Source organism: Proteus sp. FZP2095, from assembly GCF_023701425.1.
GTDB classification, from domain to species: domain Bacteria; phylum Pseudomonadota; class Gammaproteobacteria; order Enterobacterales; family Enterobacteriaceae; genus Proteus; species Proteus cibarius.
The window spans coordinates 673337-698815 of record NZ_JAMQBJ010000001.1 but is presented as its reverse complement, the minus strand read 5'-3'; the positions used below and the strand labels follow the sequence as shown (position 1 = coordinate 698815).

Here is a 25479-nt window from a genome sequence, read left to right as displayed (position 1 = left end):
TAAGGTTAATAACACTGACTCAAATCAATACGCCTAGTTTAACGAAATTCTGCTTTAGCGCCAGCAACAAAGGCATGATTATGTTTAATACCATAAAGAAAACAGCCATAAATTGTAAACAAAAAGTCAGACTAAACTGGTCGCTAGACAAATAAGACGTTACACTTTATTTACTTTTTACTAGACAGGATATCAATATGTTGCAATATCAACCCGATCATAGCGTGCTAAAAGATAAAATTATTCTAGTAACAGGTGCTGGTGATGGCATAGGAAAAGAAGCTGCTCTAACTTATGCGCAATACGGCGCAACACTTATCTTATTAGGCCGTACTCTATCAAAACTTGAGGATGTTCAAGAAGAGATAATCACATCAGGTGGCCAACAACCTATGTTATATCCACTTGACCTACTTACAGCGACAGAGAACGATTTTCAGCAATTTGCAGATACTCTCGTTAAACGCTTCCCTCATATTGATGGTGTATTACAAAATGCTGGTTTATTAGGTGTTGTTGAGCCTATCATTAATCAACCAAGCAACCTTTGGCATGACGTTATGCAAGTTAACGTTAATGCGACATTTATGCTCACAAAAGCCCTATTGCCATTGATGCTCAAAGCGCCTCATGCGAGTCTTATCCTCACGACATCCAGTGTGGGTCGCCAAGGTCGCTATGGTTGGGGGGCTTACTCTGTATCAAAATTCGCAACAGAAGGCTTTATGCAGGTACTTAATGAAGAATATAACGAAAGTACTTTGCGTATTAACTGCATCAATCCTGGTGGTACTCGTACAGCAATGAGAGCGAGTGCATTCCCTGATGAAAATTCACAAAAGCTAAAAACACCTAAAGATTTGATGCCGTTATATCTCTATTTGATGAGTGATGACAGTATTGATGTGAAAGGACAATCTTTAGATGCACAACCTGGTCGTAAAGCTGGCCCTGCTGAATAACGTAATCTAAGCTCGAGGTAGTTCAATGAATGATGCACAACACCAAAAACGCCAACAACGTTTAAAAGAAAAAGTAGATACCCGAATTGAGCAAGCTCAACGAGAACAAGGTATTGTGATGATTTTTACTGGTAATGGTAAAGGAAAAACAACCGCAGCTATGGGTACTGCAACCCGCGCAGTTGGTCATCAAAAAAAGGTTGGTATTGTGCAATTTATTAAAGGAACTTGGGAAAACGGTGAACGTAACCTACTGGAGCAATTTGGCGTACCTTTCTATGTAATGGAAACTGGATTTACTTGGGAAACGCAAGATAAAAGTGCAGATACAGCCGCCTGTTTAAATACATGGCAATATGCACTCAAACTGCTTAATAACCCAGAATACGATCTCGTTATTCTCGATGAAATTACCTATATGATTAGTTTTAACTATTTACCATTAGATGAGGTTATTTCAGCGATTAGCTCTCGCCCTTCTCATCAAAATGTCATTATCACTGGAAGAGGCTGTCATAGAAAATTAATCGATCTAGCAGATACTGTGACAGAAATGCGTCCTATTAAACATGCATTTGATAGTGGGATAAAAGCACAAAAAGGCATAGATTGGTAATAATCTCTTACCACCTTTTCATTTATGTAAAAATGAATAATTATTTATATTAAAGCTGGCTCACTTAATATGCCAGCACCAAATATACGCCCTGTTTCATTTATCAGTTTAAAGTAAGCTTCTCTATCATCGAATATATCATTCTGTATTTGCTGATTATAAACCATAGCCATTGCCATTATATGAAAATGATATTCATTATAGTAATTTTGCTTTTCATTCGGATCACGTGAAGCTAAATAGGAATTGGTTATTTTATAAATACTTTTAGCCTCTTTCAGCATTTCGCCATTATTAAATTCAATATGACTCAATGTTGGAATAAAATCATCTGTTCGCGTATTTTCATCATTTATCCAGTTGTATTTATCTTTTTCTTTATGGGCTTCTAATAAATTACGTCCTGCATAAACATTAATACCATATGGCTTTCTTGATATAAAATCTTGAAATTCAGATTGGGAAAAACACTTAGTTAATACATTTACCACTCCCTTATTACTCCAATCAGGTAAATAAGTTGGGATAGGTTCATTTAATGGGATTTCACAGCGGAAAACATTATTATCAATAAACATAGCATCAGAGCTATTAATAGCACCATGCACAAGCTGGCCATTAATCCAAATGGAACGCATTGTTAAGTACAAATGCTCACTGCCTTCTTTAGGAGAAAAAATAGAAGTAAAACTATAGTAGATTTCCCTAGATGGATTAATTATTCCGCCATGATTACCGGGATAAATCATAAAGGTTTTCTTCGTTCCATCAGCATCAACTAATACATGTTTTCCATTCTCTAATTTTATTTCTTTCACTTCACCGGTATTAATCCAAAAAGAATTATTATCTATTTGAAATACTAACGGTGTTGTTTTATTGTTACTAATATAAAACACGCCAGACTGTGAGTTTGAATTAGTCGTTGGCTCACAACCCGTAGTAAGAGTAGTCGCACATAACATTGTTGTTAAATAAAAAGAACGATGCATATATCGCGTATACCTTATCGTAAAATATACAAATAAAATATTATTTTAATAAAAATGACTTCTCATCTCATTAATCCGTGCATCATAGTTTCATTTATGGAAAAAAGAAAGCCATCAAAAAAAAGAAGCTCCCTATTCAATGGGTGCTTCTTTATGAAAGATGATATTTTAATTTAAAATAATAAATAATTATTCGCTAATTACTTTTTATTTCCTGCTGACTGGCGACGACTTGACGCTCTTTTAGCTGGTGATGTTGAAGTGCGTGCTGAAATCTTAGTATGACGCTTAACAGCACGACGGATCTGATTCGCTTTGATGCGACGCTGATCTTTTTCTACTGCAACTTTTGTTACTGTCTCGTCGTTTAATTCAACTAACTGACGTAAATAGTTGATTTGATCTAATCCAAGTTCAACCCAACCACCACGTGGTAAGCCTTTTGGTAAATCAATATCACCATAACGAACACGAATAAGGCGACTAACTTGTACACCAACCGCTTCCCACATACGACGAACTTCACGGTTACGTCCTTCTGTAAGAGAAACGTTATACCATTGGTTAATCCCTTCACCGCCACGATAAGAAACAGAGCGGAATGAAGCTGGGCCATCTTCTAATTGTACACCGCGAGTTAACTGACGAATTTTGGCATCATCAATTTCACCAAAAACCCGTACTGCGTATTCACGCTCAACTTCGCGGCTAGGATGCATTAAACGGTTAGCTAATTCACCATCTGTTGTAAATAACAGTAATCCACTGGTATTTACATCAAGACGACCCACTGCAATCCAGCGAGCACTGTTAAGGCGAGGAAGGCGTTGGAAAACAGTCGGGCGACCTTGTGGATCACTGCGAGTACACAGTTCACCTTCAGGCTTGTAATAAGCAAGCACACGACAAACATCTTTTTGTGCTTCACGAATATTTAGAATACGTCCATCTAAGCGGATTTTTGCTGTAGTGGTGACATCAATACGATCACCTAATTTCGCTTTTGTACCATCAATGCTGATACGTCCTTCTTGAAGATAACCTTCAATTTCACGGCGAGAACCGTGACCAGAACGAGCAAGGATTTTTTGTAATTTTTCAGTGCGTTGCGATTTATCGCTCATGAAACAACCTCATGTGTCGCCTTCACAGGCGTCATAAAAATAGAATTAATTTTTAAAAATCAATTAAATAAAAATAACCCATGTTTATTAAAATAAGAAATAAACACAGGTTTATTGATTCAATAGTGAACAATGTTGATGATTTTTCACATCAACATTGTGATAATAAATAGTGCCGATAAAACGATGTTGGCAAAACTATAGTGACAGCTTAACCGTTTGTCTGCTTATCAAGTTACTGTGCTTAGCGCTTAAAATGCGCGTTGGTATAACTGATATCAAAAACAGTCACCGTGATTTTTATCGCAATGTATAAATTTAACACAAGCGATAGATCCCTTCACCTTTTATCTCTTTATCTCGTGATAAATTTCTTCGCTATTGAATTATTTACTTCCAAATTAGTTTAATCAACCAAATTGCTTACTGAAATGGCGTAATATCACCCGTACCTTCGCGTACGATAACAGGGGTATCTTCCGTTAAATCAATGACCGTTGTCGGTTTTTGTCCTAAATAACCACCGTGGATCACCAAATCAACTTGTTTACTTAATAAATCTTCGATTTCTTCCGGATCAGATTCCGCAAAATCATTGCCCGGTAAAATCAGGCTTGTTGACATTAATGGCTCACCAATGTTTTCTAACAATGCCAGTGCAATTGGGTTAGAAGGAACACGCAACCCTATGGTTTTACGCTTATCATTCATCAAACGCTTTGGTACATCTTTAGTTGCTTTTAAGATAAAGGTGTAATTACCTGGGGTATTATTTTTTATTAAGCGAAACACCACATTATCAACATAAGCGTAGTTAGCGATTTCGGACAAATCACGGCACATCAGTGTGAAATTGTGGTTTTTATCTAATTGGCGAATACGACAAATTCGCGTCATTGCATCTTTATTTTCTAAACAACAGCCTATAGCATAGCCAGAGTCTGTTGGATAAATCACCACACCGCCTTTGCGTAAAATATCAGCACTTTGTTCAATTAAACGAGCCTGCGGATTATCAGGGTGAATATAAAAAAGTTGGCTCATACATCCCTCAACGAATTTCTAATGTTACTCTTGCCATAGCGACCAAACGGGTTCGACGCCACTGGGTAACCATAAATTACGCCCCAATTCTATCCACGAGCAAGGGCGATGAAAGTCAGAACCTAACGAAGCTTTTAACCCATAAAGTTGTGCTAATGCTGCGTGTTGTTCCCGTTCTTGTGGTGGTTGTTGGCATTGTGCCACTTCGATTGCATCACCACTGAGTTGTTTAAAATAAAGCGTTAATCGTTTTAACCATTTAGAGGATAGACCATATCGTCCCGGGTGCGCTAATACTGCAACACCACCAGCTTCATGAATTGCCGTGACAGCGTCACCGATTGAACACCATTGTGGTGGTACATAACCGGTTTTACCTTTCGCTAAATAACGTTTAAACACTTTATTAACCGAGGCAACATGCCCTTCATTCACGAGAAAACGGGCAAAATGTCCTCTTGTCACTTGTCCATCATGCGCTAAGGCTTTTGCCCCTTCAAATGCATTTGCAATACCTGCTTTTTCTAATCTCTCACCAATCATTATCGCTCGAGTTTCGCGACATTGACTTTGTGACAAAAGAAGTGCCTTGATTGCGTTGTGGTTGATATCAATATTCAATCCAACAATATGGATTTCTATATTCTCCCACAAAGTCGATATTTCGACACCTGATATCAGGGTAAGAGGCAGATTTTTTTCTGCAATATAATCATTAGCAGGAGTAATCGCCGCCGTTGTATCGTGATCGGTAATCGCTAAGACATTAATTTGACGCTCTATCGCTCTATCAACCAATTCTTCTGGTGAAAGCTCGCCATCTGACGCGGTAGTGTGGCTGTGCAAATCATAAATCACTCTTAAATCAGATAGCACTTCTGTCATTGCTTCTCCCTTTTTACCTTAGCAAGATAATAATTTTTAAAGAGTATGCCATAAAGTACTTGACGAACCCAACGCAATCCAGTTTACTAGTACACAACACGAGCTAGTCTATTAACTTATTATCTGTCGTTAGCTGTAAGGAGATCTTATGAATATCAATCAACGTCTTATCGCTCTTTGGTGGCGCAATACTCTTTTATGGGCGGTTTGATCTCCGGCTTTACGTCAGTGATATCTAAAACCCGCCTACGCGGGTTTTTTTATGCATTAAAAATGGTTAGTAAAAAATAATATAGAGCGATAATAATGAATACATCACTTGCATTCTCATTTAACACCAAGGCAACGCCACTGCCTTACCACAGCGAACCAGCTTTACTTTTCAATACATTATGTGAAAACAAACATCACACACTGTTGTTAGAATCTGCACAAGTTGACACGAAAGCAAACTTAAAAAGTTTGTTAATTGTTGATAGCGCATTACGTATCAGTGCAGTAAAAAATCAAGTCACTATTGATGCATTAAGCGTTAATGGACAAGCTTTATTACCTGCATTAAAAATCGCACTAAAAGAAAAAGCTTTCTTAACACAAGAGAGCGATAAACAGTGTGTTTTTACCTTTTCAGCACCTGCACAAAATATTGATGAAGAAAGCAAATTAAAATCAGCCAGCGTATTTGATGCTTTACGCTTCTTTCTTGCTAATAAAGACACTAAAGATGCTAATGCTATTTTTGTTGGTGGTTTATTTGCTTACGATTTAGTCAGTGGATTTGAACCTATTCCTGAATTAGACACCATTTTTTCATGCCCTGACTACTGCTTTTACTTAGCAGAACAATTAATTGTGATTGATCATCAGAATAAAGATAGTCAGTTAATTTCTATTGCTTTTACTGATGATAAAACCGAGTGTCAACGCCTCACTTCGCGACAAACCGAATTAATTTCACTGGCCAAGCAACCATTAAAGCATCCTATTCGCCGTGCTTTAACAGCAGCAGAATCAACAATACAAGGCAATATGGATGATAAAGGTTATGGCGATATCGTTGAAGCAATGAAAACCTATATTCGTCGTGGTGATATTTTCCAAGTTGTTCCATCACGTCGCTTTCAAGTTGCATGCCCTTCACCACTTGCCGCTTATCAAGTGTTGAAAGATAAAAATCCAAGCCCTTATTTGTTCTATATGCAAGATGCCTTATTCACAGTATTTGGTGCATCACCAGAAAGTGCATTGAAATATCAAACAAGCGATCGACAAATTGAAATCTACCCAATTGCAGGAACTCGCCCAAGAGGACGTAATGCAGATGGTTCGATTAATACAGATTTAGACAGTCGAATTGAACTTGAAATGCGCACTGATACGAAAGAGCTTTCTGAGCATTTAATGTTAGTCGATTTAGCGCGTAATGATTTGGCACGTATTTGCCAAGCAGGTAGCCGTTATGTCGCAGAATTAACAAAAGTTGACCGTTACGCTTTTGTAATGCACTTAGTTTCAAGGGTCGTAGGCAAACTACGTGATGACTTTGATATTTTCCATGCTTATCAAGCATGTATGAATATGGGAACGTTGTCAGGTGCACCAAAAGTTAGTGCAATGCAATTAATTGCTCGTTATGAAAAAACAAAACGTGGTAGTTACGGTGGCGCCATCGGCTATTTTACTGGTGCAGGTGATTTTGATACTTGCATAGTTATTCGCTCTGCTTATGTTGAAAATAATATTGCAACTATTCAAGTTGGTGCTGGAATTGTGCTTGATTCAGACCCACAAATGGAAGCTGAAGAAACACGTAATAAATCACAAGCGGTAATCAACGCTATTTTACAAGCTCATACTGATACACAACAGCAGGAGGCTTGCTAATGGCGACTATCTTACTGCTCGATAACATCGACTCATTTACTTATAACCTTGTCGATCAATTACGTAGCCTTGGCAATAACGTTGTGATTTATCGCAATAGCGTCACAGCCGATTTTATTGAACAAAAGCTACGTGAGCTTGATAACCCGATCTTATTGTTATCTCCAGGTCCAGGAACACCTTCACAAGCAGGTTGTATGCCTGAACTGTTAAAACGTGTATTAGGCACATTACCTGTGATTGGAATTTGCTTAGGTCATCAAGCCATTATTGAGGCTTACGGCGGCAAAGTTTCCTCATGTGGAGAGATCTTACACGGCAAAGCGACATTAGCTGAGCACGATAACAGCGAAATGTTTGTGAATTTGTCTAACCCTTTACCCGTAGCTCGTTACCATTCGCTTTCAGGAGAACAAGTTCCAGAACAGCTCATTATTAATGCGTGGTGCGATAACACTGTTATGGCGGTGCGTCACCGTCAACATAAAACTTGTGGTTTTCAGTTTCACCCAGAATCAATTTTAACCACAAAAGGCGCACAACTTTTAGAACAAACAATCGCATGGGCATTAATTCCTAAAGGAGACGCATAAAATGGAAACTATCTTCAATAAATTATTTAGCGCACAACAGTTAACATTAGAAGAAAGTCAAACACTGTTTAGCGCCATTATTCGTGGCGAGTTAACGGAATCACAATTAGCGGCAGTTTTGATCAGCATGAAAATGCGCGGTGAACATCCTCAAGAAATCGCTGGCGCAGCGCGGGCATTACTTGAAAATGCACAACCTTTTCCTCGCCCTGATTACACTTTTTGCGATATTGTCGGTACTGGGGGAGATGGTGCCAATAGTATTAATATTTCAACAGCAAGCGCATTTGTTGCGGCTGAAGTCGGTATCAAAGTGGCGAAACACGGTAATCGTAGCGTATCTAGTCGCTCCGGCTCTTCTGATTTATTAGCGGCTTTTGGTATCCCTTTAGACAGAAGTGCTGATGATGCACGCCAATTATTGGATGAAGTGGGTCTATGCTTTTTATTTGCACCTCAATATCACAGTGGTTTTCGTTTTGCCGCACCTGTTCGCCAACAACTGAAAACACGCACATTATTTAATGTATTAGGCCCTTTAATTAACCCTGCTCGCCCACCATTAGCATTAATTGGTGTATATAGCCCAGAGTTATTGATGCCTATCGCAGATACGTTAAAAGTTTTAGGTTATGAGCGTGCTGCCGTTGTTCACAGTGGCGGAATGGATGAAGTTTCATTACATGCGCCTACTCAAGTCGCTGAATTACGTAATGGTGAAATTACACGTTATGAACTCACACCAAGTGATTTTGGTCTTCGCCCTTGTGCCATTACTGATCTAGAAGGTGGTACACCTGAAGTAAACCGTCAATTATTAGCAGATTTACTACAAGGTGAAGGAAAAAGAGCACATACCGAATCTGTCGCAGCTAATGTCGCTTTATTAATGCGTTTACATGGGCAAGAGGATTTAAAAATGAATACTGAAGTTGCTATGCACGCCATTTATAGCGGTAAAGCAATAAATCGTGTCACTGCATTAGCAACAAGAGGATAAGAGCATGACTGTATTAAACGCCATTGTAAAAGATAAAGCTGAATATCTGATTGCACGTAAAACAAACCAACCATTATCAGAATTTGTGCAACAAATAGTGCCATCAACACGTTCGTTTTATCAGGCATTAACTCAGCCTAATACTGTTTTTATTTTAGAGTGTAAAAAAGCATCACCCTCAAAAGGTTTAATTCGTGCTGATTTTGATCCTGCGACGATTGCAAAAATTTATCAACCTTATGCAGCTGCCATTTCTGTATTAACTGATGAAAAGTATTTCCAAGGGAGCTTTGATTATTTACGTCAAGTCAGCCAAGCAGTTCATCAACCCGTTTTATGTAAAGACTTTATTATTGATGAATACCAAATCTATTTAGCGCGTTTTTATCAAGCAGATGCCATTTTATTAATGCTTTCTGTCTTAGATGATGAGCAATATCGTGCGCTATCAGCCGTTGCTCATCAATTAAATATGGGTGTATTAACCGAAGTAAGCACAGAAGAAGAGCGTCAGCGTGCCATCAATCTTAATGCCAAAGTCATCGGTATTAACAATCGTGATTTGCGTGATCTCTCTATCGATTTAGCTCGTACCCAGCAGTTAAGCCAAGGATTGCCCAAAGATTCAATCGTGATCAGTGAGTCAGGTATTCATACCCACCAGCAAGTTCAAGAGCTAAGCCAATATGCTAATGGTTTTCTGGTAGGCAGTGCTTTAATGTCACAAGACAATATCGACCAAGCAGTGAGAGCACTCGTTTTGGGAAAGCATAAAGTGTGCGGGTTAACTCGTACACAAGATGTAAAAGCGGTTTATCAAGCAGGTGCTTATTATGCAGGGTTGATTTTCGCAGAAAAATCCCCGCGTAAGGTGACGTTGTCACAAGCGAAAGAGTTAATAGCACAAGCTCCCTTAGCGTTTGTGGGCGTGTTTCAAAATCAACCTATTGAGCTTATTTGTGACTATGCCGAAAAACTTAATTTATCTGCCATTCAATTACATGGACAAGAAGATGCGCAATTTATTGAACAACTTCACCAGAAAATCCAACCTAATTGTGAAATTTGGCAAGCGATAAATATGGCAAACCATACTGATATTCACCCCGTTGCACTCGTTAATAAATATGTACTTGATAACGGAACAGGTGGCACAGGAACAACATTTAATTGGCAAAAAATTCCTAATACATTACGTGAAAAAGCATTACTTGCAGGTGGTCTTAACAGTGAAAACTGTTTAGATGCGGTTAAAACAGGCTGTATCGGGCTTGATTTTAACTCTGGAGTAGAATCGGCTCCTGGCATAAAAGATATACAACGCCTGAATCAGGTATTTGCACAATTACAGCTAAGCTAAATCTCACAAAAATAAAATTTTAAACAGGATGACATCACAATGAGAAAACTTAACCCCTACTTTGGTGAATTTGGTGGCCAATATGTACCTGAAATCTTAATTCCTGCATTGGATCAACTCGAACAAGCTTTTATTGATGCACAAAACGATCCGTCATTTCAGCAAGAATTCCAAGATTTATTAAAAAATTATGCAGGCAGACCAACGGCATTAACGCTTTGCCGTAATTTAACAGAAGGCACTCGAACCCGTTTATATCTAAAACGTGAAGATTTACTGCATGGTGGTGCTCATAAAACTAACCAAGTATTAGGTCAAGCCTTACTAGCAAAACGTATGGGTAAAACTGAAATTATTGCAGAAACAGGAGCAGGCCAACATGGTGTTGCAACCGCTTTAGCCTGCGCACTGCTTAATATGAAATGCCGTATATATATGGGTGCGAAAGACGTCGAACGTCAATCACCTAACGTATTTCGTATGCGCTTAATGGGTGCAGAGGTTATTCCTGTTCACAGTGGTTCATCTACATTAAAAGATGCCTGTAATGAGGCTTTACGTGACTGGTCTGGTTGTTACGATCGTGCGCACTACTTATTAGGAACAGCGGCAGGCCCTCATCCTTATCCAACAATTGTCCGTGAGTTTCAACGTATGATTGGTGATGAAGCCAAAGCACAAATTCTAGAGCGTGAAGGTCGTCTACCGGATGCAGCTATCGCTTGTATTGGCGGAGGCTCTAATGCTATCGGTTTATTTGCTTCCTTTATTCCTGAAACTTCAGTGCAATTGATTGGTGTTGAACCTGCAGGTAAAGGTATTGAAACCGGTGAGCATGGCGCACCACTGAAACATGGTAAATTAGGGATCTATTTTGGTATGAAATCCCCAATAATGCAGACAGATGAAGGACAAATTGAAGAGTCATATTCAATTTCAGCAGGTCTTGATTTTCCATCTGTCGGGCCTCAGCACGCACATTTAAATAGCATTGGTCGTGCTGATTATGTTTCTGTTACCGATGATGAAGCCATTGAAGCATTCAAAGCACTTTCTCGCCGTGAAGGGATCATCCCGGCTTTAGAATCTTCTCATGCATTGGCTTATGCACTGAAATTAATTGCACAAAACCCTGATAAAGAACAGTTATTAATCGTGAACTTATCCGGTCGTGGCGATAAAGATATTTTTACTGTAAACGATATTTTAGCAGCAAGAGGAGAAATCTAATGAGCCGTTATCAAGTATGCTTTGAAGCACTAGCACAAAAACAACAAGGCGCATTCGTTCCTTTTGTCACATTAGGTGATCCTTCTCCTGATCTGTCATTACAAATAATTGATGCGTTAATTGAAGGTGGCGCAGATGCATTAGAAATTGGTATTCCCTTTTCCGATCCACTTGCTGATGGCCCTACCATTCAAGGCGCTAATTTACGAGCACTAAATGTAGGTGTAACCCCTACTGATTGCTTTGCACTTTTAGCAAGTGTACGTAAAAAACATCCTAATATCCCTATTGGCCTATTAGTTTATGCTAACCTCGTTTTTAGTAATGGCATTGATAATTTTTATAGTAAATGTGAGCTGGCAGGTGTGGATTCCGTCTTAATTGGTGATGTACCTCTGCGTGAATCAAAAGAGTTCCGAGAAGCAGCACAACGTGCCAATATAAGCCCTATTTTTATTTGCCCACCCAATGCTGATGATGAACTTTTACAAGAATTAGCAACATCAGGCAAAGGTTATACCTATCTGCTATCAAGAGCCGGTGTAACGGGTACAGATAAACGCGCAGAACAATCGCTGACACATATTACTGACAAACTAAAAACCTATAATGCCCCTCCGGCATTACAAGGGTTTGGAATTTCAGAGCCTAAACAAGTAAAAGAAGCTATTGCAAATGGCGCGGCTGGCGCAATTTCAGGCTCAGCGGTTGTGCAAATTATTGAGAAGAACCTACACCAGCCAGATATCATGCTTAAAGCTCTGATTCAATTTGTTAAAGAAATGAAAGCGGCAACCATTGCCTAACCTTTCTATTTGATCCGCTTTAGAAGAATAGCCTGCTATTTTTCTAAGCGGATTACTCTGAAATCCATATTGATTAACTCACGCTTTTTATTACCTATTTTGCTACTTAACCCACATAAAATGGTGCAATATTCCCTCTTCTCTTATTTCAAGAGTCTTGAACTGTACTGATAAAAATTTGGCAAAATTCTGTTTTTTGCACATACTTTATAAAGTGCTTTATATTTTCTTTTCAGAAATACTCAATCAATAATGTGATTAAAAGGAGTTTTATGATGAAACTATGGGCAAAAATATCCGCTGTTATGGCGGCGTTACTTATGGCGTTTACCTTATCTGCATGTTCACCTACTGCAACATCAGAAGGTACAGGAGGTTATTTTGATGACTCCGTGATCACCACCAAAGTTAAGACTGCACTAATAGGTGAAAAAAATCTTAACTCAACACAAATTAGCGTCGAGACATTTAAAGGTAAAGTTCAACTAAGTGGTTTCGTCTCTTCTCAAGCGGATGCTAATCGTGCCATTGAAACGACACGCAAAGTAACAGGTGTAAAAGGCGTTATCAACTCAATGGTTATTCGCTGATCTCCTCTTTATTCTAGTCTTCCTTTAGCCTTACTTTTTAGACCACCTTTTCGGTGGTCTTTTTTTGCCAAGTATTTCACTCTCAGCATTCGCTTTTATCATAAAGTAGATCAATTTTTATAAAAAACGCCAATGGATTAAAAACAGGTTATTTTTACCTAGCATTAATAACCGTTCACAAAAAGAGCAATACAAAAGAATAATTAATCATTTACTGATTGAAATTTGATCTTCATGTTTTTATAAACATGCCCTATCTTAAACCTCTTTTATTCTTCTTTTACTTCTTTCTATCTCTTGATAGATAAAGTACTTTTTCTAAAATCAGATTAAAAGTGCATTTTAAATACATCTATTTAATACTTTTTTTTCTTTATTAAAACCTCGTTATTTTTTAATAAAAAAAATACGCTTCTTTATCTTATTTAAAAAGCGTAAAACAAAAGATATATATTAAATACATCTTTATTGCTATTCTAATATTAAATGTTTTATTTAAAATGCATCTTTTTCTATTTATCTCTATTTTTAATTACTCATAAATAGTGTATTTAACAATAAACTAGAGGCTTTATATAATCTAAAAATGAAAGGCTTTATTCGAATTTAAAACATAAAAAAAGCGAAGATAATCTTCGCTTTTCATTATGAGATATTCTTTTAAAGAAAGAATAATTAGAAACGGTAACCCACACCAAACATAAATACAAATGGGTCTAGGCGTGTGCTGATTGATTGTCTGTCTTCACCAGCTTTAAATTTAACATCAGTTTCGATATTCATCCACCAAACAGACGCATTCAGCATCCAGTTTTTATCAAGGTTATAATCTAAACCTGCTTGTGCTGCAAAGCCCCATGAATCCTTGAGATCTAAGTCAGATAAACCAGCGCCTTTACCCGCTGAATTAAATTTCTCATCAAAGAATGTAGTAAAGTTAAGACCTGCACCTAAATAAGGACGTAGTTTGTCTTCACCATTACCGAAGTAATATTGTGCCATTAATGTTGGTGGTAAATGTTTAACAGTCGCAATCTCACCAAAGTTTGTTAATGATACTTTGTGCTCAAAAGGAGTAGCTGCTAATAATTCAACACCAATATTATCAGTGATCATATACCCAAAGGTTAAACCTAATTGGGTGTTATTATTAGCTTCAAAATGTCCAATACCTAATACATTATCAGAGCCTGCATTAGGACGAACTGTTGCAGTACCAGCACGGAATAAGAAATCACCTGCTTGGTGAGCGAAAGAAATAGAAGGCGCAAGAGTTGCAGCCGCTAAAATAAGCGCAGAAAGTTTTTTCATTATTTAACCCATTCCTGTAATAAGTAAAATCTCCGCTAAAAATATAACCATTTATTGATAATTATGATCTAATACCGATCACAACTTTGGAATTATTTTTGCAGAAAGTGTTATTTCTCTTTTTATTATTTATCAATGCGATTATTTATAATTGATCCACATCAAATTACCTATTAATACAATTTTTTCTTATAATTAAATTTATTCTTAGTAATACTTTTTGAATAAAAAAACATCCTAAAAAGATGTATTTAAAAATAAAGTTATTTTTGTGTTAATATGATGTTTGTTTTATTTTAAATATTGAGATTATTTTGATGAGCCATAGCAAGAAAAAAACCAAATAAGAGAAGTAAGAGAAAATATCCCTTTTTGCTGTTGTAAAAGGTACAATAGCGCGCATTGACACAGTCTATTCTTTATAGGAGCAGCTTCATGCCTACCACGGCACGCACAATCTACCGAGACAGTCTGAATTTTTATAAGAATGAACGACGTAGCATTGTTACCCTTTCCGCTATCCTTGCTGTTGTTTTAGCGATAGTTCATGTCTTAGTTGGCCCTAATCCTCAAGAATACCAATTGATGATTGAATTTGTGGCTAATTTTAAAAATACACAGCTTTCTTCTGCTTCTTCGGCTGAATTAGAAGCAATGTCAAACAGTGTCGTGGGTATCGCCAAAAAAGTGTTATCACTGTATGCATTTGAAACACTACAGCAAAGCATCTTGGTGCTAATCTTATTGATGTTCGCTATGGCAATCTCTGCAGGTCACAACGTTACCCTTGGTCAAACATTTAACGCATGTTTACCTCGCTTACCAAAAATGTTTTTACTGATTGTTCTGTGCTCTATTTTAATTAGCGCTGGTTTTATGGTGATGATTATTCCTGGCATCATTTTGCTAATCGGTTTTGCATTAGCGCCCGTTGTCTTAGTACGCCAACAAAATATGGGAAGTGCAATACGTTTAGGTTGGAAGGTTGGGTTTAGTGAGTCTGGCTTACTTATTCCTGCTTTAGGTATTTGGATCTTATTGCAGTTTGGTATTGGTTTTGTGAGTAATCTTACAATTCAACTGCCTGATCTTATCCATAACTTCTTATTTTATTTTCTGAAAAATATGGCTTCAGCATGGATGATTATTTACCTATTTCGTTTGTTTATGTTGGTTGAAAACAAATACACAACGCAACAAACACGTTAATTCATACAACATCTAACTACTCACAAAATTTACCAATAAAAAATCCCGTGTATAAGCTAGCGACTTATCACGGGATTTTGCTTTTTACTACTACTCGTAAAACTTAGCCAAAACACTTAAGGTGTTGGTGTATTTCCCTTAATTGGTACTTTTAATATCGCTTCTTCGTTATTTTCTGTTTCTTGGCTTCCAGCTTCTTGCTTTAATGCCTCTTTTCTTGCTTCTTTCTGTTTTTCTTTGATCTGCTGTCGGCTTTGATAAAGCCGGATCACAAAATAGAGATCGGGAGCGATAATTAAGTCATCTTCATTTAGTGAAATTCTATTACGTTCAATCCAACGATTTAGTTCGGTTCTGCGCCCTGCTAAAACCAATTTCACGCCTTTTATTCGCAATTCTCGTATTAGTTCATCAATAGCAGCAAACACGCTGACATCGTCATAGGTAAAGCTTACAGCCGCATCTACGGCTAACCATGCTGGTCGTTGAGGTGCACTATCAACAAGTTGAAGCACCCGTTTTTTAAAATAACCCACATTAAAATAAGTGAGTGGTGAATTAAAACGGTACATCATTAAGCCATCGATAGGCTCAATACCATTATCCTTATTCATTGAGTGAACCATTCCTTGTTCATCAACACCCAACAATTGATCGCTCGGACGAAAAACAATACGTAAAAATTGTAATAAACCTAATAAAACCGCAAAGCCGATGCCATTAATTAGTCCTGCCAATAACACAGCTAATAAGGTGAATGATGCCAATGTGAATGCTTGTTTATTACGTTTGCGATAAGACCAAATATGACGAATACTCAGCAATGACCATGAAGAGACGATCAACACAATTCCAAGTGAAGATAATGGAATATAGGCAAGAAAATCAGTCATAAATAATAGCACTAGCAGAATGACTAGTGCTGCGATAATAGAAACTAATTGTGTTTTACCACCAACAGAATCATTGACTGCGGTACGGCTACTTGCTGCACTTACAGCAAATCCTTGAGAAAGCGCTGCCGCAATATTAGCGATACCTAATGCTTTTAATTCTTGGTCCGCATCAACATCATAACCATTTTTGCTAGCAAAACTGCGGGCTGTCATCATAAAACTCACAAAGCTAATGACAGCCAAGTTTATGGATGGGACCAATAATTCTCGTAATACACCAGGATGAAACCCACTCATTGATACAACGGGTAGAAAGAGATCAACATTTCCCGCTTCTTTATTCACAATAGCAATACCATAGCTGGCTAAATCAAATTGCCAGCTAAGGTAAGTCATCACAACCATAGCAATTAATGGTGCCGGCCATCGGCTACGAAAATAGCGAATACCCAATAATAAGGCGAGTGTTATCCCAGACATCAATACCGTGGGTAAATGTGCATCCATTAATCGAAATGGGACTTCAATTAGTTTTTCGATTAAATGATCTGGGGAAGTTTCAAAACCAAATACTTTACTAATTTGTCCCACCATAATGGTGATCGCAACACCATTTAATAGCCCTTGAAGGATCGGACGAGACAGAAAATCCGTAAAAGCCCCTAATCGAAAATGGCTGGCTAAAATACACCAAAAACCCGTCATGGCTGTCATGATAATTGCAAGTTGCCATCGTGTATTTTCATCACCAGCAGATAATGGAATAACGACCGCAGCAATAACGGCGCACGTTGCAGCATCAGGCCCTGTAATTAATTGGCGAGAAGTACCAAATAATGCATAAATAATCATGGGGAAAATACAGGCATATAATCCAACAATAGCATTAATGCCTAATAATTCGGTATAAGCAATGGCAACAGGTAGCGCAACGGCAGCAACCGAAAGCCCTGCTTTTAAGTCATAGCCAAAATATTCGCGCTTATAGTTAAATAATAAGCCTAGTCCTGGCATCCATTTTATTATTCTTTTTCCGTTCATTGATTTCCTCTTATCAGAAATACTTTTTTATTTATGCATTCATCAAAAAGCGGCGAGTGATAATGATGAGTTAATGAATCATATACTAGAGCAATATTTAAATCCTCTTTCATAACTCAAGCTTGAGTTTTAATTTTACATAAATGCAATTACGTTGATTTTTCATTGAGTTATTTAAGATAAAAATAACGTTTTTTGTATAAATTAACACTCTGTCGTTAAAGATATGCAATTGTTTACCCATTTTCTGTCGCTTTGCATTAGAATAGCCAAGTTTATGAATTTAATTACCATAGGTTCCTATCTGTTATGAAAAATGGCTGGCTTAAGCAATTACTTGATTTTGCTCCACTATTAGTGTTTTTTATCTTCTATAAATGGCAAGATATTTTCTATGCTTCAGGTGCATTAATTATCGCGACGTGGATCTCAGTCGGCTTGACATGGCTTATTTTCCATAAAGTTGAGAAAGCGCCACTCATTACCGCCATTGTGGTCACTATTTTTGGTTCATTAACCATCTTCTTCCATTCTGCCGATTTTATTAAATGGAAAGTGACGGCTATTTATGCCATTTTTGCTATCGTTTTAATTGGCATGCAGTTATTTACGCCAAAAACGTTAATGGAAAGAATGTTAGGCAAAGAGCTTGCAATGCCACCAGCAAACTGGAAAAAGCTCAATATTGCATGGGTGATTTTCTTTTTTGCTTGTGCTCTTGGTAATATTTATGTGGCATTTTCTTTGTCGGAAGAGACTTGGGTTAATTTTAAAGTCTTTGGCTTAACTATTTTGACCTTTGTTTTTACTATCGCCAGTGTGGTTTATATCTGGAATAACCGTTTACCAGAAGAACAAACTGAAGACGAAACTACAGAAAATAATGAATACAAATTATCAGATGATATGACAAAACAAGCATCTAAACCGACATCACACGATGCTCATTCAAAATCTGAATAATCATTTTTATTTTATTGGGAGATATGTGCTCTAAAAATACCTCAAGTGCAACTATTAGAGTATAGCCAGTAGATACTCTAAATAATTTAAGTTGTAGCTAGGCGGCAAGCGAATGAGTCACTAGGAGCATACATAAGTATGTGACTAGTGTGAATGAGTGCCGTCAACAACGCTACAGCTTAAAGTATGACGAGTAACGCTGCAACTTGAAGTATGACGAGTAATTATCTCTTTGGTTTTAACATTATTTACAGATACTTTATACCCATGACTGAACAACAATCTTTGCCTAATGGTGAGCTCGTTTTACGTACTCTTGCCATGCCTGCTGATACTAACGCCAATGGTGATATTTTCGGTGGCTGGTTAATGTCCCAAATGGACATCGGTGGTGCAATTTTAGCGAAAGAAATTGCGTTAGGTCGTGTCGTTACTGTAAGCGTAACAGGCATTACCTTTCTTAAACCTGTTGCTGTTGGCGATGTCGTTTGTTGCTATGCCCGTTGCTTAAAAACAGGTAACTCTTCAATTACTGTTAATATTGAAGTCTGGGTTAAGAAAGTCGCCACAGAACCTGTCGGCCAACGCTATCGTGCAACAGAGGCAGTATTTACCTACGTTGCCGTTGATGAGAACAATTCAGCTCGTCGCTTACCTGAAGGTAAAGCACATTTCACGCTAACAAGCACAATGGAATAAAACACCATTACGACAATTCGCTTATGACGAATAGTGTGAAAGCATTAAAAATTGAAACTAAAAAAGGCACTTATAAAAGTGCCTTTTATTTATCTGGTATCAAATAGTGATATCGCTCTGTTTAAGCGCTAGTTTTATAAAAATTAGCTTGTTGATATTCCGGTCATTTTGAATTCAATCAGAACCACTTTTCCTTTATAAGGAATTTTTTCATAGCGCCATTGTCGCATGGCTCTTTTTACTTCTCGCTCAAACACGTTTTTAGGATCAGCAGAAATAATTTCTACATTATCGACTCTTCCATCAGCATCAACATCAAAGCGAACTTTGATTGTACCTTCCATACCTACCGCTCGTGCTCGTGGTGGATATTCAGGTAAACCTTGGCGTACTGCATTAGGTACTTTACCTTCCCCACTACTTGCCACTGCAACCGGTTTTTCATCGCCTTTATCACTTGGCTTTGCCGTCGGATTAAGATTTTTGAGATCATTACCTTTATTAACAACTAAAGGTTGTGGTCGCTCAACAGGCGGTTTTGGTTTATCCACTGGTTTTGGCTTAGGTTTCGGTTTAGGTTCTGGTTTTTTCTCTATTGGTTTTTCGATAATAGGTTTTACATCAGGAATAGGTTCTGGCTCTGGTTCAGGCTCAGGCTCAACAACCGGCTCAGGTTCTGGAGGAGTAACTTCTTCAACCACAGGTTCTGGTTCGCCAGCCGGTTCATCTGCTGCAAATGCCAACATCTGTATAGAGATAGGTTCAGGTGTAACTGGCTTATCTTCAACAACATATAACATAGCAGCCGCAACAAGTGAGGCATGTAGACAAAGCGATATGAGTACCCAAAGCTTCCAACGCATAACTGATCTTATTTCACCTAAAGAAAAAATATGCCCTTAGTTTAAATGCAAATAGCAATCATATTCAATAACGTTTAGTAAAATGATTGATATTAGCCACTAAAAAGTGAAATTATGAGTTCCATTCTATATGTTGGACAAATAAAAGTGCTCTGTGTTTTCTAGAAGTATCAAGTTTACGCAGTTTATAAATCCGAAAATTACGACGAGATTGCCCTTCTAACCATCGACGTCGTTTACGTATAGCTTGTCTCATCATTCGCCAGCGAGCTACTTCAGTCCTACTGTGTCTCATTCTATCAGCACCTATATTTTTGAATAAGTGGACTATTATAAGACGTTCATTTTGTGATCCAAGGGGGGATTTATGGTTTGCTTAAATTTCATCCATTATTTGAGCATTTCTCACAAAGATAAAATGAATAAAGAATTGTATCTTATTGCTTATTTAATGCTTATCTCTTAAGAAAGAGATTTGACAGAGATAATAATCCTGATTTAATAACAACATCCGGCAAATAACAAAAATAATGAACTATTTTTATTAAATTGCCTTTAGCTTATCCATGCAATTCATTTTCAACGGAAAATAGCTCTACTATGACAACATTTTATACTGTATTAAGTTGGCTAACCTTTTTCTTCTATTGGCTATTAATTGCGGGGGTCACATTTCGTGTCCTAATGCACCGACGACCTGTTACATCAACAATGACATGGCTATTGATCATTTACATCCTGCCATTAGTCGGGGTTATTGCGTATTTTGCTTTTGGTGAATTACATCTAGGAAAACGACGTGTTGAACATGCTAAGCAGATGTGGCCTTCAGTTGTTGCATGGCTTGAAGACTTGAAAAAATGTAAGCATATCTTTGCTACAAGTACGAGCGATGTGGCAACGCCTCTTTTCCAATTAACCTCTAAACGCCAAGGTATTAAAGGTGTTAAAGGTAACAAAATTGAACTTTTAACCACCTGTGAAGATTCGCTCAATTCAATTACACGCGATATTAATAATGCCCGTGACAATATTGAAATGGTTTTCTATATTTGGCAATCAGGTGGTTTAGTCGATGAAGTAACCGATGCCTTAATTAGAGCAGCTAAACGTGGTGTAAAATGCCGAGTCATGGTTGATTCTGCGGGTAGTTGGAATTTCTTCCGTACTAACGGCCCTGATGCAATGAGAGCTGCGGGTATTGAATTTGTTGAATCACTACATGTTAATTTATTCCGTTTCTTCTTACGCCGCATGGATTTGCGTCAACACCGAAAAATCGTATTGATTGATAACTATATTTCCTACACAGGAAGTATGAATATGGTTGATCCTCGTTATTTCAAACAAGATTCAGGTGTTGGTCAATGGATTGATATTATGGTCAGAATGGAAGGCCCAGTTTCGACCACATTAGGTATGATTTATGCCTTTGACTGGGAAATGGAAACTGGTGAGCGTCATTTACCCCCTCCTCCTGATGATAATATTATGCCTTGTGAACAAGAAAGTGGTCATACGACACAAGTCATCGCCTCAGGCCCAGGTTTTCCTGATGAGCTAATTCAACAATCACTTATTACAGCTATTTACTCTGCGAGAAAAGAATTAGTACTGACAACACCTTATTTTGTACCTAGCGATGATCTTGCCCATGCAATCTCAACCGCAGCGATGCGAGGTGTTAATGTAAGTATTATCGTTCCTCGCAGCAATGACTCATTCCTTGTACGTTGGGCAAGCCGTTCATTCTTTACAGAAATGCTCGAATCTGGTGTGAAAATATTCCAATTTGAAGATGGTTTATTACATAGCAAAAGCGTGATGGTTGATGGACAACTCAGTATGGTGGGTTCAGTTAACCTTGATATGCGTAGCTTGTGGTTAAATTTTGAAATTACCGTTGTCATTGATGATGAAGGTTTTGGCAGTGATTTAAGCATTGTTCAATATGATTATATTGCTCGCTCGACAGAATTAACTATGGATGAATGGGAGAAACGACCATTCTTAAATCGTGTATTAGAGCGTATCTGCTATTTCTTTAGTCCTCTGCTATAACAGAAATGTTATAATCAAAAGACTACTAAGAATGGGCAACAGATAACCGTGCCAAATTAGTAAAAATGCGATACAAATAACGTGATAATTATTGGAATAATAGACAGGCATTACCATGAATGAACCAACCTTAATCAGTGAAGACGACGCTTTAGAACAAGCTTATGATCTATTTTTAGCTCAAGCAGCGGATAATTTGGATGTTGCAGACCAATTATTGTTTAACCTGCAATTTGAAGAACGAGGCGCAGCTGAAGTGGTTCCATTAGGTAATGATTGGCAATTTATTGTTGGCCTGCCTGTCACATCAGCCCGTTTTAGCGAAGTAATTATTGGTCTTGCTCCAGACGATGATTCCGATATTGATGATATTTTTGGTCGTGTCCTAATTAGTCGCGATCCATTACAACCTATGTTCCATATTATTTGGAAATCATAATCACTTTTATCATCACCTGCTTAGATTTTAGCAGGTGACTTTTATTTCAACGAGAAATAAAATGAGTGAAAGCCACTTTATTATCGATACTATTTTTACCTTAGCTTTCTTTGGTGCATTTTATTGGCATATCTGCGTAGCTATTATTATCGTAATGCTCTTTGCTGTAATAAAAACACAAAAAATGTTATTTCGTATCTTATTTATACTCATTGCTTTAATTTTTGCTTATTTGCCCTTTATGCAATATCTTTGGTAAAATTAAACCTAAAAAATTAAAAGCGCTCTATCGGCGCTTTCCTCTTTATCATAATTTAATGATATATAATTTGCGTAGATAATACTCATTACTGGCGCAAACTCACAGCAATACGATTAAAGGCATTCATTAACCCAATTGCCAATGTCAGATCACTCATTTCTATGTCTGTAAAATACGCTTTAACCTGCTGATAAATATTATCATCTGTGTTTTTTGCTGAAATATTACTGACTGCTTCTGCCCATAATAATGCAGCTTGCTCTTTATCAGTAAAACGTTCGCTCACTTGCCAACCATTTAGTGCATCTAACTTATTTTGATCAACGCCATGATTACGCAATGAGTTATTATGCATTTCCAAACAAAAAGCACAGCCATTAAGTTGAGACACTCTTAAATAGACAAGTTCAATCAACGTTATATCCAATGAACTACCTTCTAGCGCAGTTTTACATTGAATTAAACCAGCATAAGCTTTAGGGCTTAGTTTTGGGTAAGATAAGCGAAGCTTTGACATAATTTCCTCACAATTCACAATAAAGGATAAACCCACAACTAACTGTATATAAAAACAGTGATAATATATTCAATTTATAGAGATAGGTTTATCAAATTTGTGGTATTTGCCTTTAGAGGTAATGATCTTCGGTATATGTGACTTAATTTACGACTTATTCTTTATTAGATTATTGTCACTTATTACGTGTAATAACAGTTACTCAAAACATTTAGATGAATGAGCAATAGTTAAAAACATTGTGCCTTCCCTTGTGAGTGTGCTGTCTTGCTTTATGGGTGGTGATTTGACCATTCTATCTATTTCCGTTGAAGAAAATTTATCACTCGCTTCATTATAAAAACACAAACATTGATCTTTACTCACGTTACTATAGACATTTAATGTATCCATACAATATTCAATAACTTTATTTTCTTGTGATTCAGAGCAAGCAGGTAGTAAAAATAAAGATAAAATAACAATTAAGGTTTTGTTCATAACTATGCCACTGTTGTGTTAAATTTATTTAATTATGAAAAAATTATTTCATTAAAACAGGGAAGTTATTACGATATAAATCAAATTTAAGTGGATAATTGTTATTTATATAAGATAAAAAGAGAGTTTTTTTATTTTCCTCCCTATTTTTTACCTTTAATATCTATTTATTTAGTATTTATACTTATTTTTATTTAATTTTAAATGTAACAATGGGAAAGGATTGCCTTGTCCATCTAATTCAGAACGTCCTATTTGCTCAAACCCAATATAAAAATAAAAACCAATTGCTTGAGGGTTCTGCTCATTTACATCTAATTCATCAATATGTAGTGTATTTATCGCGAAAGTTGTAAGCAATTTACCACAGCCATTCCCCCTAGAATTCGCATCGACAAAAAGCATCTCTAACTTATTTTCTGTTGTACCTAAGATCCCGTGAATAACATTATTATCATCTATCGCAATATAGGTATTAAGCATAGGAAAATACTGTTCTACAATATCTTTTTTGAGTGACAAAATGATATCTTCAGATAGAAATGTATGTGTGGCTCTAACTGATGATTCCCAAACTACAATCATTTCATTATAGTGCAAAGACTCTGCTTTTATTATAGTTAACATACTTCTCTCTCCATAAAATACTGCATCTTAGAGATCCATTATTAACAGTCAAGCCACCCAAAGAAAAAACACACATATTGTGTATATTAAATAAGTTTTGATAAGACAAAATCCCCAATATAGCGATAAGTATTTACATTCATATAAAACAAAAAAGGCCACATAACGTGACCTTTTAAATATATTATTTATCAGCTTAATACTAGAAACGGTAACCAACACCTAATATCCAAGTACCAAATTTTGCATCATCTATTTTTGAATATTCATAAGATGCATCAATGGCCACGTTTGGAATTGGATTGATTTGTAAACCTAATCCATAAGCCATAGACGATTTACTTAACTTATCATTGTCATTATCATAGAAAAAATTATCTTCTTGATTAATATGACCAAGGCCAATTAAACCATACGCACTAAAATAGTCATTAAAACGGTAGCTAGGACCCGCTGTTAATGAAACATAATCAATTTCAGTTGAACCAATTTTTCCCCAGCGGCCATAATAATTATAAGTTAATTTTGTATACGTTAGTGATCCAATAACTCCCCAGTTATTATCAAATTCATGATTATATTTAAAGTTAATTCCTTTAAGATCATCATCCATTTTATCATCAACTTTAATTGAAGTCTGGGCATAACCCACAGATAAAGTATTATCTAATGCTGCTTGTGCATTAAAAGAAAGTGTAGAAATAGCTAACAGTGAAGTTGAAATAAATAAATTACGACGCATCTTTATTCTCTATATAAAAACAAAAGGATAGACAAATGGAACTAAATTATAATTTAGCTCTCTTGTTAAATTGAGTGTAACACTCAATAAAATTTATTTATAAATAATACATTAGCAATAATATTTTATAAAGAAAATCTTATGATTAAAGTTATAATTAAAACACCATTTCTCTCAACAACAAACTTACCTTATTTTTCACTATTATTAAGTAAATATTAAGATCATAACATTATGAAAAAAAGACTAATTTTAATTTTCATCAGTTTTAATTTTCTTAAAA

General features: G+C 36.7%; 26 protein-coding genes and 1 pseudogene. 15 read left to right on the top strand and 12 right to left on the bottom strand.

From position 1 onward, the window contains the following. Positions 1–200: 200 nt before the first annotated feature. Positions 201–962, top strand: coding sequence for a YciK family oxidoreductase (locus NBG71_RS03315; RefSeq protein ID WP_191902114.1), 762 nt, complete (start codon positions 201–203; stop codon positions 960–962). A gap of 25 nt (positions 963–987) precedes the next feature. Then, positions 988–1578, top strand: coding sequence for a cob(I)yrinic acid a,c-diamide adenosyltransferase (cobO, locus tag NBG71_RS03310; RefSeq protein WP_250916533.1), 591 nt, complete (start codon positions 988–990; stop codon positions 1576–1578). Positions 1579–1622: 44 nt separating this feature from the next. On the opposite strand, the gene NBG71_RS03305 is transcribed toward cobO, so the two are convergent. The 4 genes from NBG71_RS03305 to rnm form a co-directional block, all read right to left on the bottom strand. Continuing rightward, on the bottom strand, positions 1623–2570 hold the full coding sequence (locus NBG71_RS03305) for a hypothetical protein (protein ID WP_250916532.1): 948 nt from the start codon (positions 2568–2570) through the stop codon (positions 1623–1625). A 200-nt stretch (positions 2571–2770) separates the two neighbouring features. Beyond that, complete coding sequence (rluB, locus tag NBG71_RS03300; RefSeq protein WP_075672104.1) at positions 2771–3694, bottom strand: 23S rRNA pseudouridine(2605) synthase RluB; 924 nt, start codon at positions 3692–3694, stop codon at positions 2771–2773. 423 nt (positions 3695–4117) lie between these two features. Next, positions 4118–4738, bottom strand: a complete 621-nt coding sequence (locus tag NBG71_RS03295; RefSeq protein WP_023582284.1) for an L-threonylcarbamoyladenylate synthase — start codon at positions 4736–4738, stop codon at positions 4118–4120. A gap of 24 nt (positions 4739–4762) precedes the next feature. Beyond that, positions 4763–5623 (bottom strand): RNase RNM, encoded by an 861-nt coding sequence (gene rnm, locus NBG71_RS03290; protein WP_159242180.1) that lies wholly within the window; start codon positions 5621–5623, stop codon positions 4763–4765. A 306-nt stretch (positions 5624–5929) separates the two neighbouring features. Here rnm and NBG71_RS03285 point away from each other — a divergent pair, with 306 nt between their 5' ends. The 7 genes from NBG71_RS03285 (at position 5930) to NBG71_RS03255 (ending at position 13086) form a co-directional block, all read left to right on the top strand. Beyond that, the gene (locus NBG71_RS03285) at positions 5930–7507 is read left to right on the top strand and encodes an anthranilate synthase component 1 (RefSeq protein WP_235409970.1); all 1578 of its coding nucleotides are present in this window, start codon (positions 5930–5932) and stop codon (positions 7505–7507) included. Further along, a complete protein-coding gene (locus NBG71_RS03280) occupies positions 7507–8100 on the top strand; it encodes an aminodeoxychorismate/anthranilate synthase component II (RefSeq protein WP_250916531.1) in 594 nt (197 codons plus the stop codon). Before NBG71_RS03285 ends, NBG71_RS03280 begins: the two co-directional genes overlap by 1 nt. Position 8101: 1 nt before the next feature. Continuing rightward, positions 8102–9100 (top strand): anthranilate phosphoribosyltransferase, encoded by a 999-nt coding sequence (trpD, locus tag NBG71_RS03275; RefSeq protein ID WP_075672112.1) that lies wholly within the window; start codon positions 8102–8104, stop codon positions 9098–9100. 4 nt (positions 9101–9104) lie between these two features. Further along, entirely contained in the window at positions 9105–10460 is a 1356-nt protein-coding gene (trpCF, locus tag NBG71_RS03270) for a bifunctional indole-3-glycerol-phosphate synthase TrpC/phosphoribosylanthranilate isomerase TrpF (protein ID WP_075672114.1), read from the top strand. A 39-nt stretch (positions 10461–10499) separates the two neighbouring features. Continuing rightward, positions 10500–11690, top strand: a complete 1191-nt coding sequence (gene trpB / locus NBG71_RS03265) for a tryptophan synthase subunit beta (protein WP_036937130.1) — start codon at positions 10500–10502, stop codon at positions 11688–11690. After that, positions 11690–12496, top strand: coding sequence for a tryptophan synthase subunit alpha (trpA, locus tag NBG71_RS03260; RefSeq protein WP_075672116.1), 807 nt, complete (start codon positions 11690–11692; stop codon positions 12494–12496). Before trpB ends, trpA begins: the two co-directional genes overlap by 1 nt. A gap of 275 nt (positions 12497–12771) precedes the next feature. Beyond that, positions 12772–13086, top strand: a complete 315-nt coding sequence (locus NBG71_RS03255) for a BON domain-containing protein (protein WP_006536978.1) — start codon at positions 12772–12774, stop codon at positions 13084–13086. Between the two features lie 675 nt (positions 13087–13761). On the opposite strand, the gene ompW is transcribed toward NBG71_RS03255, so the two are convergent. Continuing rightward, positions 13762–14397, bottom strand: a complete 636-nt coding sequence (ompW, locus tag NBG71_RS03250; protein WP_006536979.1) for an outer membrane protein OmpW — start codon at positions 14395–14397, stop codon at positions 13762–13764. Between the two features lie 435 nt (positions 14398–14832). On the opposite strand from ompW, the gene NBG71_RS03245 reads away from it, so the two are divergent. Next, the gene (locus NBG71_RS03245) at positions 14833–15606 is read left to right on the top strand and encodes a YciC family protein (protein ID WP_075672118.1); all 774 of its coding nucleotides are present in this window, start codon (positions 14833–14835) and stop codon (positions 15604–15606) included. Between the two features lie 116 nt (positions 15607–15722). Here NBG71_RS03245 and NBG71_RS03240 read toward each other — a convergent pair whose 3' ends face one another. Continuing rightward, positions 15723–17543, bottom strand: coding sequence for a SulP family inorganic anion transporter (locus NBG71_RS03240; protein WP_223672446.1), 1821 nt, complete (start codon positions 17541–17543; stop codon positions 15723–15725). 309 nt (positions 17544–17852) lie between these two features. Here NBG71_RS03240 and NBG71_RS03235 point away from each other — a divergent pair. Then, a pseudogene (locus tag NBG71_RS03235) lies at positions 17853–18401 on the top strand (septation protein A); the annotation flags it as partial. 372 nt (positions 18402–18773) lie between these two features. Next, complete coding sequence (yciA, locus tag NBG71_RS03230) at positions 18774–19205, top strand: acyl-CoA thioester hydrolase YciA (protein ID WP_006536988.1); 432 nt, start codon at positions 18774–18776, stop codon at positions 19203–19205. Positions 19206–19348: 143 nt separating this feature from the next. On the opposite strand, the gene tonB is transcribed toward yciA, so the two are convergent. Both tonB and NBG71_RS03220 read right to left on the bottom strand, forming a co-directional pair. Continuing rightward, positions 19349–20068 carry a TonB system transport protein TonB gene (gene tonB / locus NBG71_RS03225; RefSeq protein WP_099659689.1) on the bottom strand — a complete coding sequence of 240 codons (720 nt, stop codon included), beginning with the start codon at positions 20066–20068 and terminating at the stop codon, positions 19349–19351. Between the two features lie 112 nt (positions 20069–20180). Continuing rightward, positions 20181–20363, bottom strand: a complete 183-nt coding sequence (locus NBG71_RS03220; RefSeq protein ID WP_036913581.1) for a YciY family protein — start codon at positions 20361–20363, stop codon at positions 20181–20183. Positions 20364–20668: 305 nt separating this feature from the next. Here NBG71_RS03220 and cls point away from each other — a divergent pair, with 305 nt between their 5' ends. From cls to NBG71_RS03205, 3 genes are all read left to right on the top strand, one after another. Then, positions 20669–22129 (top strand): cardiolipin synthase, encoded by a 1461-nt coding sequence (cls, locus tag NBG71_RS03215; RefSeq protein ID WP_075672124.1) that lies wholly within the window; start codon positions 20669–20671, stop codon positions 22127–22129. Positions 22130–22238: 109 nt separating this feature from the next. Continuing rightward, positions 22239–22568, top strand: a complete 330-nt coding sequence (locus NBG71_RS03210) for an HI1450 family dsDNA-mimic protein (RefSeq protein ID WP_369961051.1) — start codon at positions 22239–22241, stop codon at positions 22566–22568. A 61-nt stretch (positions 22569–22629) separates the two neighbouring features. Next, positions 22630–22827 carry a hypothetical protein gene (locus NBG71_RS03205; RefSeq protein ID WP_075672126.1) on the top strand — a complete coding sequence of 66 codons (198 nt, stop codon included), beginning with the start codon at positions 22630–22632 and terminating at the stop codon, positions 22825–22827. A gap of 88 nt (positions 22828–22915) precedes the next feature. Here the strand turns inward: NBG71_RS03205 and NBG71_RS03200 are convergent, their stop codons facing one another. From NBG71_RS03200 to NBG71_RS03185, 4 genes are all read right to left on the bottom strand, one after another. Next, positions 22916–23347: a carboxymuconolactone decarboxylase family protein gene (locus NBG71_RS03200; protein ID WP_075672128.1), complete on the bottom strand. Its 432-nt coding sequence runs from the start codon at positions 23345–23347 to the stop codon at positions 22916–22918. 198 nt (positions 23348–23545) lie between these two features. Continuing rightward, complete coding sequence (locus tag NBG71_RS03195) at positions 23546–23827, bottom strand: hypothetical protein (RefSeq protein ID WP_075672130.1); 282 nt, start codon at positions 23825–23827, stop codon at positions 23546–23548. Positions 23828–23998: 171 nt separating this feature from the next. Next, on the bottom strand, positions 23999–24454 hold the full coding sequence (locus NBG71_RS03190) for a GNAT family N-acetyltransferase (protein ID WP_191902037.1): 456 nt from the start codon (positions 24452–24454) through the stop codon (positions 23999–24001). Positions 24455–24656: 202 nt separating this feature from the next. Then, entirely contained in the window at positions 24657–25196 is a 540-nt protein-coding gene (locus NBG71_RS03185; RefSeq protein ID WP_075672134.1) for an Ail/Lom family outer membrane beta-barrel protein, read from the bottom strand. Positions 25197–25479: the final 283 nt, after the last annotated feature.

What these genes read in the sequence shown, in the direction of transcription:
- cobO (WP_250916533.1), top strand. Translation starts at nt 988, where the DNA reads ATGAATGATGCACAACACCAAAAACGCCAACAACGTTTAAAAGAAAAA.
- NBG71_RS03305 (WP_250916532.1), bottom strand. Translation starts at nt 2,570, where the DNA reads ATGCATCGTTCTTTTTATTTAACAACAATGTTATGTGCGACTACTCTT.
- rluB (WP_075672104.1), bottom strand. Translation starts at nt 3,694, where the DNA reads ATGAGCGATAAATCGCAACGCACTGAAAAATTACAAAAAATCCTTGCT.
- NBG71_RS03295 (WP_023582284.1), bottom strand. Translation starts at nt 4,738, where the DNA reads ATGAGCCAACTTTTTTATATTCACCCTGATAATCCGCAGGCTCGTTTA.
- rnm (WP_159242180.1), bottom strand. Translation starts at nt 5,623, where the DNA reads ATGACAGAAGTGCTATCTGATTTAAGAGTGATTTATGATTTGCACAGC.
- NBG71_RS03285 (WP_235409970.1), top strand. Translation starts at nt 5,930, where the DNA reads ATGAATACATCACTTGCATTCTCATTTAACACCAAGGCAACGCCACTG.
- NBG71_RS03280 (WP_250916531.1), top strand. Translation starts at nt 7,507, where the DNA reads ATGGCGACTATCTTACTGCTCGATAACATCGACTCATTTACTTATAAC.
- trpD (WP_075672112.1), top strand. Translation starts at nt 8,102, where the DNA reads ATGGAAACTATCTTCAATAAATTATTTAGCGCACAACAGTTAACATTA.
- trpCF (WP_075672114.1), top strand. Translation starts at nt 9,105, where the DNA reads ATGACTGTATTAAACGCCATTGTAAAAGATAAAGCTGAATATCTGATT.
- trpB (WP_036937130.1), top strand. Translation starts at nt 10,500, where the DNA reads ATGAGAAAACTTAACCCCTACTTTGGTGAATTTGGTGGCCAATATGTA.
- trpA (WP_075672116.1), top strand. Translation starts at nt 11,690, where the DNA reads ATGAGCCGTTATCAAGTATGCTTTGAAGCACTAGCACAAAAACAACAA.
- NBG71_RS03255 (WP_006536978.1), top strand. Translation starts at nt 12,772, where the DNA reads ATGAAACTATGGGCAAAAATATCCGCTGTTATGGCGGCGTTACTTATG.
- ompW (WP_006536979.1), bottom strand. Translation starts at nt 14,397, where the DNA reads ATGAAAAAACTTTCTGCGCTTATTTTAGCGGCTGCAACTCTTGCGCCT.
- NBG71_RS03245 (WP_075672118.1), top strand. Translation starts at nt 14,833, where the DNA reads ATGCCTACCACGGCACGCACAATCTACCGAGACAGTCTGAATTTTTAT.
- NBG71_RS03240 (WP_223672446.1), bottom strand. Translation starts at nt 17,543, where the DNA reads ATGAACGGAAAAAGAATAATAAAATGGATGCCAGGACTAGGCTTATTA.
- yciA (WP_006536988.1), top strand. Translation starts at nt 18,774, where the DNA reads ATGACTGAACAACAATCTTTGCCTAATGGTGAGCTCGTTTTACGTACT.
- tonB (WP_099659689.1), bottom strand. Translation starts at nt 20,068, where the DNA reads ATGCGTTGGAAGCTTTGGGTACTCATATCGCTTTGTCTACATGCCTCA.
- NBG71_RS03220 (WP_036913581.1), bottom strand. Translation starts at nt 20,363, where the DNA reads ATGAGACACAGTAGGACTGAAGTAGCTCGCTGGCGAATGATGAGACAA.
- cls (WP_075672124.1), top strand. Translation starts at nt 20,669, where the DNA reads ATGACAACATTTTATACTGTATTAAGTTGGCTAACCTTTTTCTTCTAT.
- NBG71_RS03205 (WP_075672126.1), top strand. Translation starts at nt 22,630, where the DNA reads ATGAGTGAAAGCCACTTTATTATCGATACTATTTTTACCTTAGCTTTC.
- NBG71_RS03200 (WP_075672128.1), bottom strand. Translation starts at nt 23,347, where the DNA reads ATGTCAAAGCTTCGCTTATCTTACCCAAAACTAAGCCCTAAAGCTTAT.
- NBG71_RS03195 (WP_075672130.1), bottom strand. Translation starts at nt 23,827, where the DNA reads ATGAACAAAACCTTAATTGTTATTTTATCTTTATTTTTACTACCTGCT.
- NBG71_RS03190 (WP_191902037.1), bottom strand. Translation starts at nt 24,454, where the DNA reads ATGTTAACTATAATAAAAGCAGAGTCTTTGCACTATAATGAAATGATT.
- NBG71_RS03185 (WP_075672134.1), bottom strand. Translation starts at nt 25,196, where the DNA reads ATGCGTCGTAATTTATTTATTTCAACTTCACTGTTAGCTATTTCTACA.